Here is a 14,408-nt window from a genome sequence, read left to right on the forward strand (position 1 = left end):
CCCTGCTTCACCCTTCCACCGGGACGGCGCCGGCGAAGCCGCCGTCCACCATCAGGTTCGCCACTGTCTCCAGCTCCGGCGGACTGCCGGCCAGCCGCAGCAGGAACGCGTCGAGCGAGTCACCGCACGGCAGCAGCAGCTCCGCGACGCGCTCCTGCGGGGACGACCAGTGGTCGCCGTCCCGCGCGTCGTCGTAGGCGCAGAACCAGACCGAGCCGGTGCCCTCGCCCTTGACCTTCACCGCGAGCACACCGCCCTGGACGTACCCGATGGCCAGGTAGTCCTTGGTGAAGTGGTCGCGCAGGCACTTGTTGACGTACACGAGGTCGTTGACCGCGGCCTCGTCACGCACCGTGAAGAACGGCTGGTCCAGCAGCAGCCCCAGGACGGGGTCGAGCGCGACCCCCGCGGGGGCGCAGCCACCGGCCGCCTTGAGGAACGTGCGGTAGGCACCGGGGAGCCGGTAGCCCAACTCCTCCTCGACGTCCAGGACCTGCTGCTCGGTGACGGCCACCCCGCTGTGGTGGGGCGTCGCCTTGGGCAGCCCGAAGTGCACGGGCCGGGTCTCCTGGAGCGGGCGCGTGCCGCGCTTGGCGTGGTCCGCGGTCGAGGCGGCGAGGCCGCCGTGGTGCCGCAGCAACGCCTTGACCTCGACGGGGATCAGCTCCAGCCGCCGGGTGCCCGCCACGTGGTGCCAGGTCCAGCCGTGCGGGGTGGCGACGGGCGGCAGGCTGCCCCACAGCTCGTGTCCGACCGCGTGCATCGCGGCGTTGGCCGACACGTAGTCGGTCAGCCGGAGCTCGTCGACGCCGAAGCCCTCGGGCGGCTCGGCGATCTCCGCCGCCGCCCTCGCGAACGCCGAGAAGTCCGGGTAACCGTCCTCGTCGACCCAGACACCCTGGGGGTGCCGGGCGGCCCGCACCGGGTCGGGAAAGTGCACGACCTGACCGGCGTAGGCCGCGTTCGGTGGCACGGTCCGTCCCCCGGTCCGGGTGCTGGGAGGTGCCCCCAGCCCTGGCCGACCTGTCGTCATGGCGGTTGCCCCCTGCTGCGTCCGGCTGATGAGCACAGCCTAGGGGGTGTGGCAAGCGCGCCCGCCGCCCCGTCCGGGTCAGCCGGCCGCCTCTGCCGCCCTCAGCTTCGCGTCCTGCTTGTGGACGACGGTGAGGGGCGGGTCACCCGCCTGTCCCGTCCCCTTCACCGACAGGTACGTGGCGCTGGCCTCGCCGGTGCGCACGACGGTGACCAGCGCCGTGCCGCCCTCCTTGTCGCCGGTGTCCGTCATCACGTAGGTCACCGCCTCGTCCCCCAGGGTGACCGCGGGGCCCTTCTTGATCGCGAACGAGGTCTTCTTGCCGGCTCCGTCGGTGGCCGTGAACGCGGTGCACTTCTCCAGGGCCTGCCGGATGTCGGCCACCATCTTGGCGGCGTCGCCCGGGGCATGGCTGGCGAGCAGCATCTGCGTCAACTGGAGGGTCGACGCCAGGTTGCGGGGGTCGGCCTGCGCGACCGAGGCGCCGACGAACGCCTTGCGCGCGTACTTCGGCTTGGTGCTGGGCGGATCGGCGAGCGGCTGGCACTCGGGCTTGTCGGTCGTCATCGCGTCCGCGGCGCTCATCGCCTCGCTCTTCGACGCCTCGATCTTGTAGCCGGGCAGTTCCGCGTCCTTGACCAGCGCCGTTCTCAACTGCGCCGCGGTCAGCGGGGCCTTGGCGGCCCCCGTCGGGGACGCGGCGGGCGTCGTCGCGCCGTCCTTGCCCTTTCCGCCGTCGCTCCCGCCGTCGGCACCGGAGCAGGCCCCGGCCAGCGCGAGCACCGGCAGGACGGCGGCCGCCGTGACGGCCCGGCGGATACGGACGTTGGTGCGAGTGGTGGTGCGGGACCGAGCGCGCATACGGGCAACTCCCCCTCGTGGACGGAACGTTCCGCCCGCGTGTGCGAGCTGCGCGCCATCCTTCCGGCCCATCTGCTGCCCCGTCCATGCCGTTTCCACTCCGCAGACGATCCGTCACCCCACGGTGACATGGGACACACAAGATGGTGCGCACACCACACCCGACTTCCCCACCTCCTGGCACCTTTGGCACTCTGAGTCTCGTAAACGGGGGATCGCCCGCCCCGGCGGGCGGACAGGAGGACGCACCAACCATGCACACGACGGACGCCGCGGACCCGCGGCTCACCTGGAGCGCCAAGGGCGCGGACACGGCGGGGCCACCCGTTCTGCGGCACCGGCGGGACGGCATCCTGCCGGCCGTCGCCGCCGCGCTGTCCATCCGTGACGAGGTGCTGACCTGCACCGGAAGCAAGGCCGAGCAGGCTCCGGCGCTGCATCCGATCATTCAGGACTTCCTCGACACGCTGCCGGTCGCCCAGCGCGAGCGCTTCACCGGACGCTGTCCGGAGCCCGTGCTGCTCTCCCGGTTCCTCTCCGCCGCGGACGCCTCCCGCAGCAAGCGCGCGGCCCGTAAGCCGCTCACGCAGAGTGAGGCCCGCAAGGCGTTGCGTGGCGCGCGGCTCACCGCCCGCCGCATACGCGAGGACGGCGATCCGGAGCACGGCTCCTACGCGCCGCCCTGCCGCTCCTGCGGACCGCTGCTGGCGCACTTCGGCGTGCGGCCGGTCGATCCGTCGGCGGAGGCGGCGTGAGCGACCCGAACGCCCCGCGGGACCCGAACAGCGTCAACGGCGTGAACCACGCCGCCGGCATGCCGAGTTCTCCGAGCACCCGTTTCCCGGCCGCCGTGGATGCCGCGCTGCGGTCCGCCGGCTGGCAGCCCGGCCGCTGGGACATCAAGCAGGCCGAGGTGTGGGCGGACGCGCTGCGCGCGCACACCTCCCCCGCCGGGCACCGGCACGCCGTCTCACCCGCGGCGGTGGAGGCGTGGGCGGAGTTCGGCAACCTCGCGATCCCCGCGACCACGGGCCCCGGCCGGCAGATCGCCCCGACCCCGGTTCTGGTCAACCCGCTGCGCGGGCTCCACCTGGCCAGGACCCTCGCCGACCTCGGCCGGGCGCTGGAGACCGAGGTCTCGCCGCTCGGCGAGGAGATGGGCTCGGGCTCGCTGCTCGCGATCGACGCGAACGGCCACGTCTACGCCATCGACCACACCGGCGACTGGTACCTCGGCGCCGACATCGACGGCGCCCTGACCACCCTGGTCGCGGGAGGCCGCCCGGACCGCCTCACCACGGCCTGACCGTGCCCGGCCGCCGTCGAAGCCTCAGCCGGCGGCCGGCGGCACGGCCGGGATCGTGAGGGGCAGGGACGGGATCATGGCGGAGACGCGGAAGCCGCCCGCCTCGGTGTGGCCCGCCACGAAGCCGCCGCCGAGCGCGGTGACCCGCTCCTTCATGCCGACGAGGCCGTGGCCGCCGCTGGGCAGGGCCGCGGCGGGCGAGCCGTCGGACGGGCCGTTCTGGACGCGGACGGCGACCTCGGCCTCCCGGTAGGCGAGCCGGACGTCCGTGACGGCCCCGGGGGCGTGCTTGTGGACGTTGGTGAGGGCCTCCTGGACGACGCGGTACGCGGTCCGCTCGACCAGGTCCTCGCAGGACCGGGCCTCGCCCTCGACGGTCAGCTCGACCCGCATCCCCGCCGCCCGGGACTCCTCGACAAGCGCCTCAAGCCGGGCGAGGCACGCGCCGTCGGCCTGCGGGCCGTCCGCCGGGGAGTCATCGACCCGCGGGGCCGCCGCCGTCCCCCGCGCCGGAGGACCGCCCGGCGGCGCGTGCCGCCCCCAGCTCGGTGAAGGCCAGCGTGTTCCCGGTGCCCACCGTGTTCACCACCTGCTCCGTCCGCAGGACACCCAGCATCTGGCGCAGCTCGTTGAGCGCCTGCCGCCCCATGTCCCCCAGCAGCTCCGCACTCGCGGACGCCTTCTCCGGGTCCTTCAGGGCGACGGCCTTGAGCGCCGCCGCGTGCACCACCATCAGGCTGACCCGGTGCGCGACCACGTCGTGCATCTCGCGGGCGATCCGGGTCCGCTCGTCGGAACGCGCCCGTTCCGCCCGCTCCGTCGCCTTCTCCGCGAGCAGCGTCAGCTCCCGCTCCAGACCGTCGGCACGCTCCCGCAGGCTCTCCACCAGGCGGCGGCGGGCCCGGACGTACAGGCCGAGCAGCACCGGCGGCGCCGTCAGCCCCAGCGCCATCAGGACCGACGTGATCACGATGACGACCATCGGGGTTTCGCTGTCCTGCCGAAGGCTCTCCCGCATCTGGAGGAACGCGACGATCATCGTGCCGGCCCCCGTCATCACGGCCAGGGTGGCGGTGATGCGGCGCGGCACCTCGGAGGCGGCCAGCGTGTAGAGGCCGACGATGCTGAGCAGGAACCCGAGCTGTGCGGGCGTCACCGCGATGGCCAGCAGCACGACCGCGATCGGCCAGCGGCGGCGCAGCAGCAGCGACGCCCCGACGAGCAGCCCGAAGATCGCGCCGACACCGGGCTCGATCCCGGTCTTCTCCGCGAAGGACGCCCCTTCGATGAAACACTCGAGCGCCGACACCGCGGCCAGCGTCGCGTCGAGCACGAGGCTGCGCCGCCTCGGCCACCACCACGGGCCGGGCCTCGCTCGGCCCCCACCCCTGTCATCCGGTACGTGCGCCCCCGTCGTACTCATACGGCCCAGCCTAGGCCGTGTCCCGCGCGGGTAGGGGGCGCGGTGTCCCCGGCCCGCCGGAGTCCGGTCAGGGGGCCCGCCACCGGCGCTTAGGGGTGTCCGCCAGATGGGCGGGGGCCGTGGCCGGCGGTGGCGCGACCTATCCTGGTCGGGTCGGACAGCGCGGTCCGCCCCACCTCGCCGTTCTCCGGCGAGGAGATCAGCCGTCGCCCCTCTCCCTGCACTAGGAGCCGCACCTGTGAGCAGCGCCGACAACGCAACGGACAGCCCAGCCCTGCGCGCCGACATCCGCCGGCTGGGCGAACTCCTCGGCGGGACGCTCGTCCGCCAGGAGGGCCAGGAGCTACTCGACCTCGTCGAGAAGGTACGGGCCCTGACCCGATCCGACGGGGAGGCCGCCGCGGCCCTTCTGGGGAAGACGGACCTGCAGACCGCCGCGAAGCTGGTGCGTGCCTTCTCCACGTACTTCAACCTCGCGAACGTCACCGAGCAGGTGCACCGCGGCCGCGAGCTGCGCGCCCGCCGCGCCTCCGAGGGCGGTCTGCTCAGCCAGACGGCGGACCTGATGAAGGACGCCGACGCCGACCACGTCCGCGAGACCGTCAAGCACCTCAACGTGCGGCCGGTCTTCACCGCGCACCCCACGGAGGCGGCCCGCCGCAGCGTGCTGAACAAGCTGCGGCGCATCGCCGAGCTGCTCGACGCGCACCAGGGGGACGGGAACGGCGACCGCCGCCGCGCCGACCTGCGGCTGGCCGAGAACATCGACCTGCTGTGGCAGACCGACGAGCTGCGCGTGGTGCGTCCGGAGCCCGCCGACGAGGCACGCAACGCGATCTACTACCTCGACGAGCTGCACGCCGGAGCCGTCGGCGACGTCCTGGAGGACCTGTCGGCCGAGCTGGAGCGGGTCGGTGTGCCGCTGCCGCCCGAGACCCGCCCGCTGACCTTCGGCACCTGGATCGGCGGCGACCGCGACGGCAACCCGAACGTGACCCCCGAGGTCACCTGGGACGTCCTGATCCTGCAGCACGAGCACGGCATCACCGACGCCCTGGAGCTGGTGGACACCCTGCGCGGGGCGCTCTCCAACTCGATCCGCAACTGCGGCGCGACCCCGGAGCTGCTCACCTCGCTCGACGGCGACCTGGCGACGCTGCCGGAGATCAGCCCGCGCTACAAGCGGCTGAACGCCGAGGAGCCGTACCGCCTCAAGGCCACCTGCATCCGGCAGAAGCTCGTCAACACCCGCGAGCGGCTCGCCGCCGGCAGTGCGCACGTCCCCGGCCGCGACTACCTGGGCAGCGGCGAGCTGCTGCAGGACCTCGCGCTCATCCAGGCCTCGCTGCGCGCCAACCGCGGCGAGCTGATGGCGGACGGCCGGCTGGAACGCACCATCCGCACGCTCGCCGCGTTCGGACTGCAGCTCGCCACGATGGACGTGCGCGAGCACGCGGACGCCCACCACCACGCGCTCGGCCAGCTCTTCGACCGGCTCGGCGAGGAGTCCTGGCGGTACGCGGACATGCCGCGCGACTACCGGCGCAAGCTGCTCGCGAAGGAGCTGCGCTCCCGCCGCCCGCTGGCCGGCACCCCGGCCCCGCTGGACGCGGCCGGCTCGAAGACCCTCGGCGTCTTCCACACCATCCGCGAGGCGTTCGCCCGCTTCGGCCCCGAGGTCGTCGAGTCCTACATCATCTCGATGTGCCAGGGCGCGGACGACGTCTTCGCCGCGGCCGTGCTGGCCCGTGAGGCCGGTCTGATCGACCTGCACGGCGGCGTCGCCCAGATCGGCATCGTCCCGCTGCTGGAGACGACGGACGAGCTGAAGGAGGCGGACCGGATCCTCGACGAGATGCTCGCGGACCCGTCGTACCGCCGGCTGGTCTCGCTCCGCGGCGACGTGCAGGAGGTCATGCTCGGGTACTCCGACTCCTCCAAGTTCGGCGGCATCACCACCTCGCAGTGGGAGATCCACCGCGCCCAGCGCCGGCTGCGTGACGTCGCGCACCGCTACGGCGTACGGCTGCGGCTCTTCCACGGCCGTGGCGGCACCGTCGGCCGCGGCGGCGGCCCCTCGCACACCGCGATCCTCGCGCAGCCGTGGGGCACGCTGGAGGGCGAGATCAAGGTGACCGAGCAGGGCGAGGTCATCTCCGACAAGTACCTGATCCCGTCGCTGGCCCGCGAGAACCTCGAACTGACCGTCGCGGCGACGCTGCAGGCGTCCGCTCTGCACACCTCGCCGCGCCAGTCCGACGAGGCGCTGAGCCGCTGGGACGCGGCGATGGACACCATCTCGGACGCGGCGCACAACGCGTACCGGCGCCTCGTCGAGGACCCGGACCTGCCGTCGTACTTCTTCGCCTCCACCCCGGTGGACCAGCTCGCCGAGCTGCACCTGGGCTCCCGCCCCTCCCGCCGCCCGGACTCCGGCGCGGGTCTTGACGGGCTGCGGGCCATCCCGTGGGTGTTCGGCTGGACGCAGTCCCGGCAGATCGTCCCGGGCTGGTTCGGGGTCGGCTCCGGGCTCAAGGCCGCGCGGGACGCCGGTCTCGGCTCCGTCATCGACGAGGCGCACGAGAACTGGCACTTCTTCCGCAACTTCCTGTCCAACGTCGAGATGACGCTGGCCAAGACGGACCTGCGGATCGCCCGGCACTACGTGGACAGCCTCGTGCCCGACGAGCTCAAGCACGTCTTCGACACCATCGAGGCCGAGCACGCGCTCACCGTCCAGGAGGTGCTGCGGATCACCGGTGAGAAGGAGCTGCTGGCCGGCGACCCGGCACTGGCGCAGACGTTCCACATCCGCGACCAGTACCTCGACCCGATCTCCTACCTCCAGGTCGCCCTGCTCTCGCGCCAGCGCGAGGCGGCCGCCCGGGGCGAAGAGGCGGACCCGCTGCTGTCGCGGGCCCTGCTGCTGACGGTCAACGGTGTGGCGGCGGGCCTGCGCAACACCGGCTGATCCGTTTCAGAACATCCGTTCCAGAACGCACGAAGACCCCCGGACAGCGCGTCCGGGGGTCTTCGTGCGTTCAGTTCTTGCGGTGCCCGATCAGCCGCGGCCTGGGCTCGAGACCCGACAGCCCGTTCCACGACAGGTTCACCAGGTGCGCGGCGACCTCGGCCTTGTCGGGACGCTGCGCGTCAAGCCACCACTGGCCGGTCAGCGCGACCATGCCGACGAGGGCCTGGGCGTACATCGGCGCGAGTTTGGCGTCGAAGCCGCGGTTCTTGAACTCCATGCCGAGGATGTCCTCGACCTGGGTGGCGATATCGCTGATCAGGGACGCGAAGGTACCGGTGGACTGGGCGACGGGCGAGTCCCGGACGAGGATCCGGAACCCGTCGGTGTACTGCTCGATGTAGTCGAGCAGCGCGAACGCCGCCTGTTCCAGGAGTTCCCTCGGATGGCCGCCGGTGAGGGCACTGGTGACCATGTCGAGGAGCCGGCGCATCTCCCGGTCGACCACGACGGCGTAGAGGCCCTCCTTGCCGCCGAAGTGCTCGTAGACCACCGGTTTGGACACCCCGGCCTTGTGGGCGATCTCCTCCACGGAGGTGCCCTCGAAGCCGCGTTCGGCGAAGAGCGTGCGACCGATGTCGAGCAGTTGCTCGCGGCGCTCCTTGCCCGTCATCCGCACCCGGCGCGCGCGCCGAGCGCCCGTACCCGTCGTTCCGTTCGGGCCCTCGCCGCTCGTACTACTGCCGTCGCTCACGCGTCAATCATGCCGCTTCACCGATGCATTCCTTGCGCCGGGCGGCGATCCGGTCCTTGCTGGGCCACCGGACGTCGCTCGCCCAGCCGAGCTGTTCGAACCAGCGGATGACACGGGCGCTGGAGTCGACCTGGCCGCGCAGCACGCCGTGCCGGGCCGAGGTGGGCTCGGCGTGGTGCAGGTTGTGCCAGGACTCGCCGCAGCTCAGGATGGCCAGCCACCACACGTTGCCGGACCGGTCGCGGGACTTGAACGGGCGGTTGCCCACCGCGTGGCAGATGGAGTTGATCGACCAGGTGACGTGGTGCAGCAGGCCCACCCGGATGAGCGATCCCCAGAAGAACGCGCTGAAGGCGCCGGTCCAGGACATCGTCACGAGTCCGCCGACCAGCGGCGGGATCGCGAGCGAGACGAGGGTGAAGGCCAGGAACTGCCGGGAGATCATCCTGATGGCCGGGTCCTTCATCAGGTCCGGCGCGTACTTCTCCTGCGGGGTCCGCTCGGTGTCGAACATCCAGCCGATGTGGGCCCACCACAGGCCCTTCATGAGAGCCGGCACGGTCTCGCCGTAGCGCCACGGGGAGTGCGGGTCGCCGTCGGCGTCGGAGTACTTGTGGTGCTTGCGGTGGTCCGCCACCCAGCGCACGACCGGGCCCTCCACGGCCAGCGAGCCGGCGACGGCGAGCGCGATCCGCAGCGGGCGCTTGGCCTTGAAGGCGCCGTGGGTGAAGTACCGGTGGAATCCGATGGTGATGCCGTGGCAGCCGATGAAGTACATGCCGACCATCAGACCGAGGTCCAGCCAGCTCATCCCCCAGCCCCAGGCCAGCGGGATCGCGGCGACCAGCGCCACGAAGGGGACGCCGATGAAGGCGCCGAGGGTGATGCGCTCGGTCATGCCCTTGTTGTCGCCACCGAGGGTGGCGAGGGTTACGAATTGTCCGGGCCCGGGGTCTCGGGGCTCGGTGATCACGTCGGCCTGTGCGGTCATGAAGGTCCCTCACCGGGGGTGTATGGGGGGATTTACTACGGAACCGTAACCTACGGCGACGTAAGTATGGCAGCGTCGCGGCGACAGGCAACAGGTCCGGAGGGCTGACGCCCCGTAACTACGTGTACCCCGAACCTCGTCGCGTTCACGCGGTCGGTTGCGGCATAGTAGGGACGCGCAGGCGCGCTCAGGCGCGCCGGTCCGCCGTGGTGTAATTGGCAGCACCGGGGCTTTTGGTGCCCTTTGTCCGGGTTCGAGTCCTGGCGGCGGAGCGAGTACGAGCGGGTCCTGACCTTCACGGTCGGGACCCGCGCGTGTTTCTCCCCGCATACCCCCCGGTATCCTGCGGGTGTCCGTCACCCAAAGCCGAGGAGCCCCTTCCGTGAGCCCCAACCGCCCGGCTGCTGTCGTCGTCCTCGCCGCGGGTGAGGGCACCCGCATGAAGTCGGCCGTCCCCAAGGTCCTGCACGCCATCTGCGGACGCACTCTGGTCGGCCATGTCGTGGCCGCCTCGCGCGCGCTCGATCCCGAACACCTGGTCGTGGTCGTCGGCCACGCCCGTGAGCAGGTGGCCGCCCATCTCGCCGGGATCGACCCCACCGCCCGCACCGCCGTGCAGGACCAGCAGCTCGGCACCGGGCACGCGGTCCGGATGGCACTGGAGGCGCTGTCGGCCCAGGGCGTCGTGCTCACCGGCACGGTCGTGATCACCTGCGGCGACACCCCGCTGCTGACCGCCGGAACGCTGCGGTCCCTGGTCGCGACGCACGAGGGCGACGGCAACGCCGTCACCGTGCTGTCCGCCGAGGTGCCGGACCCGGCCGGCTACGGCCGGATCGTGCGCGCCGCCGACGGCTCGGTGTCGGCGATCGTCGAGACCAAGGACGCCAACGAGGCCCAACTGGCCATCGCCGAGATCAACTCCGGCGTCTTCGCGTTCGACGCGCAGCTGCTCGCCGACGCGCTCGGCAAGGTCACGACCGACAACGCGCAGGGCGAGGAGTACCTCACCGACACCCTCGGCATCCTGCGCGAGGCCGGGCACCGGGTGGGCGCCGCGGTCGCCGCGGACCACCGCGAGATCGCCGGGATCAACAACCGGGTGCAGCTCTCGCAGGCCCGCCGCACGCTCAACGACCGCCTGCTCAACGAGGCGATGCTCGCCGGCGCCACCATCGTCGACCCCGCCTCGACCTGGGTCGACGTGACCGTCGCCTTCGCGCCCGACTCCCTGGTGCTGCCCAACACCCAGCTGTACGGGGCCACCACCCTGGCCGAGGGCGCCGAGGTCGGCCCGAACTGCACGCTGACCGACACCACCGTGGGCGCGAGCGCCCAGGTGAGCAACACGGTCGCGCAGAGCGCCGAGATCGGCGAGGGCGCCACCGTCGGCCCGTTCGCCTACCTGCGCCCCGGCACCCGGCTCGGCGCGAAGGCGAAGGCCGGCACGTACGTCGAGATGAAGAACGCGACGATCGGCGAGGGCACCAAGGTGCCGCACCTGTCGTACGTGGGGGACGCGACGATCGGCGAGTACACGAACATCGGCGCCGCGAGCGTCTTCGTGAACTACGACGGCGAGGTCAAGCACCACACCACGATCGGCAGCTACTGCAAGACCGGCTCCGACAACATGTTCGTGGCACCCGTCACAGTCGGGGACGGCGCCTACACCGCCGCCGGCTCCGTGATCACCAAGGACGTACCGGCCGGTTCGCTGGCCGTGGCCCGCGGCCAGCAGCGGAACATCGAGGGCTGGGTCGCGCGCAAGCGCCCCGGAAGCGCCGCCGCGGAGGCCGCCGAACGAGCCGGTCAGGGTGAGTAACGGCACTCCCGCCGGGTCACGACGCGGCCCGGCGGGGCGTACCGTAGAGGTGCACGGAATGCCGCAGGCCGACGTCCACGGGACGAAGCTGCGAACCGAGTCTTAACTGAGTCTTACCGGGGTCGCCTCCGAACCCCCGTGGACCCGTAGAACCAAGGAGACGGTGTGACCGGGCTCAAGACGACCGGTGAGAAGAAGCTGATGCTCTTCTCCGGACGCGCTCATCCGGAACTCGCGGAGGAGGTGGCCCACCAGCTCGGTGTCGACCTCGTCCCGACCAAGGCGTTCGACTTCGCGAACGGTGAGATCTACGTTCGTTTCGAGGAGTCCGCGCGCGGCAGCGACGCGTTCGTGATCCAGAGCCACACCGCTCCGATCAACAAGTGGATCATGGAACAGCTGATCATGATCGATGCGCTGAAGCGGGCCTCCGCCAAGCGCATCACCGTGATCCTGCCGTTCTACGGCTACGCCCGCCAGGACAAGAAGCACCGCGGCCGCGAGCCGATCTCGGCCCGGCTGATGGCCGACCTGTTCAAGACCGCGGGTGCCGACCGGCTGCTCGCCGTGGACCTGCACGCCTCGCAGATCCAGGGCTTCTTCGACGGCCCGGTGGACCACCTGATCTCGCTGCCGATCCTGGCCGACTACGTCGGTGCCAAGGTCGACCGCACCAAGCTCACCATCGTCTCCCCGGACGCCGGCCGCGTCCGCGTGGCCGACAACTGGTGCGACCGGCTCGGCGCCCCGCTGGCCATCGTCCACAAGCGCCGTGACCCGGACGTCGCGAACCAGGTGACGGTCCATGAGGTCGTCGGTGACGTCAGGGGCCGCATCTGCGTGCTCGTCGACGACATGATCGACACCGGTGGCACCATCTGCGCCGCCGCGGACGCCCTGTTCGCCAACGGCGCCGAGGACGTCATCGTGGCGTCGACGCACGGTGTGCTCTCCGGCCCGGCCGCCGACCGGCTGAAGAACTCGCAGGTGAGCGAGTTCATCTTCACCAACTCGCTGCCGACCCCGGGCGAGCTGGAGCTGGACAAGATCACGGTGCTCTCGATCGCCCCGACGCTCGCGTCCGCGATCCGCGAGGTCTTCGAGGACGGCTCGGTCACCAGCCTCTTCGACGGCGCCTCGCACTGAACCACTGATCGCCCGCGGTCGGTTACGACCGCACGTTGATCGATTTCGTCACGGCCTCCCCGCCGGGTAGACTCCTGGAGTTTGCTCGGCGAGGGAGGCTTTTTCGTCTCCGTTATCGGCGCGCTCCTCGTAAGTGGATCGGCCCCCGTCGTGGGCCGGGCGACATGTGTCCCAGCCATTCGTCTCTTTACGAGGAGTGATTCTCATGTCCGAGGTCAAGCTCAGCGCCGAGGTCCGTACCGAATTCGGCAAGGGTGCCGCCCGTCGTGCGCGCCGCGCCAACCTGGTCCCCGGTGTCGTCTACGGCCACGGCGCCACCCCGGTGCACGTGAACCTCCCGGGTCACGCGCTGCTGCTCGCGCTCCGCACCAAGAACGTCCTGATCAGCCTCGAGGTCGAGGGTAAGACCACCTTCGTGCTCCCCAAGGCCGTCCAGCGCGACGCCATCAAGGGCTTCCTCAAGCACGTCGACCTGCTCACCGTGAAGCGCGGCGAGAAGGTCAACGTCGAGGTGGCCGTGCACACCGAGGGCGAGCTGGCCCCGGGCGGCGGCCTGCTGGAGCACGTCCTCAACGCCCTGCCGGTCGAGGCCGAGGCCACCCACATCCCGACCTCCGTCTCCGTCTCCATCGAGGGCCTGGAGGCCGGCGCCGCCATCCTCGCGAAGGACATCACGCTGCCCGAGGGCACCGTGCTGACGATCGACGGCGACACCGTCGTCATCCAGGTCGTGGCCCCGCAGGCCGAGGAGCCGGCGGACGAGTCCGCCGCCCCGGCCGAGACCACCGAGGCCTGATCCTCCCGCCTCCGCTGTCCCGGACCGCCGCCCCGCTCCCTCCGGAGCGGGGCGGCGGTTCGGGTTGCGACGTCAGTGGACTTGAATGGACGGCATGAGCATGAGCAGTTCGCCCGCCCCCGAGGGGCCTTGGCTGGTGGCCGGGCTCGGCAACCCCGGCCCCGAGTACGCCGGCAACCGGCACAACATCGGCTTCATGGTGGCCGACCTGCTCGCGGAGCGGATCCGCGGCAGGTTCAAGACCCACAAGAGCCGGGCGCAGGTGGTCGAGGGGAGGATCGCCGGCCAACGGGTGGTGCTGGCCAAGCCGATGACGTTCATGAACCTCTCCGGCGGGCCCGTGACGGGACTGCGCGACTTCTACAAGGTGCCCACCGGGCAGATCATCGCCGTCCACGACGAACTGGACATCGACTACCCGACGCTGCGGCTGAAGCTGGGCGGCGGCGACAACGGCCACAACGGCCTGAAGTCGATCACCAAGTCGCTGGGCCCCGACTACCTGCGGGTGCGCTGCGGCATCGGACGGCCGCCCGGCCGGATGGACGTGGCGGCCTTCGTACTGAAGGACTTCTCCTCGACCGAGCGCAAGGAGCTGGACTGGTTCGTCGACCGCTCCGCCGACGCCGTCGAGTCGCTGATCTCCGACGGCCTGGAGCGGGCCCAGGGCACGTACCACAGCTGACACCGCCCACCTTCGGGCACGGCAGTTGACTCCATGGCATGTCATGGCCAAAGATCGCCCGCATGGTCAAACGGAGCCGGGCCCGCCGGGCGGCGGAGAGTGCCTGGGGCGTGCTGCTCGTCGGCAAGGCCGTGATCCTGTCGGCGGTGGTCGCCCTACTGCTCGCCTCGGGTGTGTGGGTGTCCTGGGGCACCGCCCAGCACGTGATGCTCACCAAGGGCCGCGAGCGCGGCACCATGACGGTGGCCGCCTGCGGCGACAGGACCTGCACCGGCCCCTTCGCCCCCACCGGGGCCGCCACGGCGCGGCCCAAGGTCACCGTCACCCGGTCCGTCACCCACCACACCGGCGAGAAGCTCAAGGTCGCCGTGAAGCCGGGCACCGATGACGTCGTGCGCCACCGGCTGGGCCGGCGTGCTGTACGCCTGGGTCCCGCTCGGCGGCGCCCTCCTGCTGGCCGCACTGGTGCTCGTGGGGGGACTGCGGATGCCCCGCAGCGCCTGGACGGCCGGCTTGGCGGGCGCGGCCCTGATGGTCGCCGCCTTCGCCCTGCTCTGAGCCGCCGGACCCGGGTCGGGTCACGGAACCCCGATGAACCTCTCCGGCGTTCCCCAAGG

13 protein-coding genes, 1 tRNA gene and 1 pseudogene are annotated in these 14,408 nt (G+C 71.6%); 9 read left to right on the forward strand and 6 right to left on the reverse strand.

Going from position 1 to position 14,408, the window contains the following annotated elements:
* Window positions 1-7: 7 nt before the first annotated feature.
* Both M2266_RS14280 and M2266_RS14285 read right to left on the reverse strand, forming a co-directional pair.
* Window positions 8-1,033 (reverse strand): SMI1/KNR4 family protein, encoded by a 1,026-nt coding sequence (locus tag M2266_RS14280; protein ID WP_277438537.1) that lies wholly within the window; start codon window positions 1,031-1,033, stop codon window positions 8-10.
* Window positions 1,034-1,111: 78 nt separating this feature from the next.
* Window positions 1,112-1,894 (reverse strand): sensor domain-containing protein, encoded by a 783-nt coding sequence (locus tag M2266_RS14285; protein ID WP_277438538.1) that lies wholly within the window; start codon window positions 1,892-1,894, stop codon window positions 1,112-1,114.
* Window positions 1,895-2,148: 254 nt separating this feature from the next.
* Between M2266_RS14285 and M2266_RS14290 the strand changes: the two genes are divergently transcribed.
* Both M2266_RS14290 and M2266_RS14295 read left to right on the forward strand, forming a co-directional pair.
* A complete protein-coding gene (locus M2266_RS14290; protein WP_277438539.1) occupies window positions 2,149-2,649 on the forward strand; it encodes a YwqJ-related putative deaminase in 501 nt (166 codons plus the stop codon).
* A gap of 59 nt (window positions 2,650-2,708) precedes the next feature.
* Window positions 2,709-3,200 (forward strand): SUKH-3 domain-containing protein, encoded by a 492-nt coding sequence (locus M2266_RS14295; protein WP_277441201.1) that lies wholly within the window; start codon window positions 2,709-2,711, stop codon window positions 3,198-3,200.
* Window positions 3,201-3,224: 24 nt separating this feature from the next.
* Here the strand turns inward: M2266_RS14295 and M2266_RS32335 are convergent, their stop codons facing one another.
* Together M2266_RS32335 and M2266_RS32340 are read right to left on the reverse strand one after the other, a co-directional pair.
* Entirely contained in the window at window positions 3,225-3,593 is a 369-nt protein-coding gene (locus tag M2266_RS32335; protein WP_346780893.1) for an ATP-binding protein, read from the reverse strand.
* Between the two features lie 82 nt (window positions 3,594-3,675).
* On the reverse strand, window positions 3,676-4,533 hold the full coding sequence (locus M2266_RS32340; protein ID WP_346780894.1) for a histidine kinase dimerization/phosphoacceptor domain-containing protein: 858 nt from the start codon (window positions 4,531-4,533) through the stop codon (window positions 3,676-3,678).
* A gap of 328 nt (window positions 4,534-4,861) precedes the next feature.
* On the opposite strand from M2266_RS32340, the gene ppc reads away from it, so the two are divergent.
* On the forward strand, window positions 4,862-7,594 hold the full coding sequence (ppc, locus tag M2266_RS14305; protein ID WP_277438540.1) for a phosphoenolpyruvate carboxylase: 2,733 nt from the start codon (window positions 4,862-4,864) through the stop codon (window positions 7,592-7,594).
* A 70-nt stretch (window positions 7,595-7,664) separates the two neighbouring features.
* On the opposite strand, the gene M2266_RS14310 is transcribed toward ppc, so the two are convergent.
* Complete coding sequence (locus M2266_RS14310) at window positions 7,665-8,267, reverse strand: TetR/AcrR family transcriptional regulator (protein ID WP_277441202.1); 603 nt, start codon at window positions 8,265-8,267, stop codon at window positions 7,665-7,667.
* Window positions 8,268-8,355: 88 nt separating this feature from the next.
* Complete coding sequence (locus M2266_RS14315) at window positions 8,356-9,339, reverse strand: fatty acid desaturase (RefSeq protein ID WP_277438541.1); 984 nt, start codon at window positions 9,337-9,339, stop codon at window positions 8,356-8,358.
* A 200-nt stretch (window positions 9,340-9,539) separates the two neighbouring features.
* Here M2266_RS14315 and M2266_RS14320 point away from each other — a divergent pair.
* The 6 genes and pseudogenes from M2266_RS14320 (at window position 9,540) to M2266_RS14345 (ending at window position 14,349) form a co-directional block, all read left to right on the forward strand.
* Window positions 9,540-9,611, forward strand: a tRNA-Gln gene (locus M2266_RS14320).
* A 110-nt stretch (window positions 9,612-9,721) separates the two neighbouring features.
* Window positions 9,722-11,164: a bifunctional UDP-N-acetylglucosamine diphosphorylase/glucosamine-1-phosphate N-acetyltransferase GlmU gene (glmU, locus tag M2266_RS14325; RefSeq protein ID WP_277438542.1), complete on the forward strand. Its 1,443-nt coding sequence runs from the start codon at window positions 9,722-9,724 to the stop codon at window positions 11,162-11,164.
* A 165-nt stretch (window positions 11,165-11,329) separates the two neighbouring features.
* Window positions 11,330-12,310, forward strand: coding sequence for a ribose-phosphate diphosphokinase (locus M2266_RS14330; RefSeq protein ID WP_277438543.1), 981 nt, complete (start codon window positions 11,330-11,332; stop codon window positions 12,308-12,310).
* 205 nt (window positions 12,311-12,515) lie between these two features.
* Window positions 12,516-13,106, forward strand: a complete 591-nt coding sequence (locus M2266_RS14335; protein WP_277438544.1) for a 50S ribosomal protein L25/general stress protein Ctc — start codon at window positions 12,516-12,518, stop codon at window positions 13,104-13,106.
* A gap of 100 nt (window positions 13,107-13,206) precedes the next feature.
* Entirely contained in the window at window positions 13,207-13,791 is a 585-nt protein-coding gene (gene pth / locus M2266_RS14340; protein ID WP_277438545.1) for an aminoacyl-tRNA hydrolase, read from the forward strand.
* Between the two features lie 62 nt (window positions 13,792-13,853).
* Window positions 13,854-14,349, forward strand: a pseudogene (locus M2266_RS14345) (hypothetical protein).
* Window positions 14,350-14,408 lie beyond the last annotated feature (59 nt).

Source organism: Streptomyces sp. SPB162 (genome assembly GCF_029504575.1).
Classification (GTDB): Bacteria; Actinomycetota; Actinomycetes; order Streptomycetales; family Streptomycetaceae; genus Actinacidiphila.

What these genes read in the sequence shown, in the direction of transcription:
- M2266_RS14280 (WP_277438537.1), bottom strand. Translation starts at nt 1,033, where the DNA reads ATGACGACAGGTCGGCCAGGGCTGGGGGCACCTCCCAGCACCCGGACC.
- M2266_RS14285 (WP_277438538.1), bottom strand. Translation starts at nt 1,894, where the DNA reads ATGCGCGCTCGGTCCCGCACCACCACTCGCACCAACGTCCGTATCCGC.
- M2266_RS14290 (WP_277438539.1), top strand. Translation starts at nt 2,149, where the DNA reads ATGCACACGACGGACGCCGCGGACCCGCGGCTCACCTGGAGCGCCAAG.
- M2266_RS14295 (WP_277441201.1), top strand. Translation starts at nt 2,709, where the DNA reads ATGCCGAGTTCTCCGAGCACCCGTTTCCCGGCCGCCGTGGATGCCGCG.
- M2266_RS32335 (WP_346780893.1), bottom strand. Translation starts at nt 3,593, where the DNA reads ATGCGGGTCGAGCTGACCGTCGAGGGCGAGGCCCGGTCCTGCGAGGAC.
- M2266_RS14310 (WP_277441202.1), bottom strand. Translation starts at nt 8,267, where the DNA reads ATGACGGGCAAGGAGCGCCGCGAGCAACTGCTCGACATCGGTCGCACG.
- M2266_RS14315 (WP_277438541.1), bottom strand. Translation starts at nt 9,339, where the DNA reads ATGACCGCACAGGCCGACGTGATCACCGAGCCCCGAGACCCCGGGCCC.
- M2266_RS14335 (WP_277438544.1), top strand. Translation starts at nt 12,516, where the DNA reads ATGTCCGAGGTCAAGCTCAGCGCCGAGGTCCGTACCGAATTCGGCAAG.
- pth (WP_277438545.1), top strand. Translation starts at nt 13,207, where the DNA reads ATGAGCAGTTCGCCCGCCCCCGAGGGGCCTTGGCTGGTGGCCGGGCTC.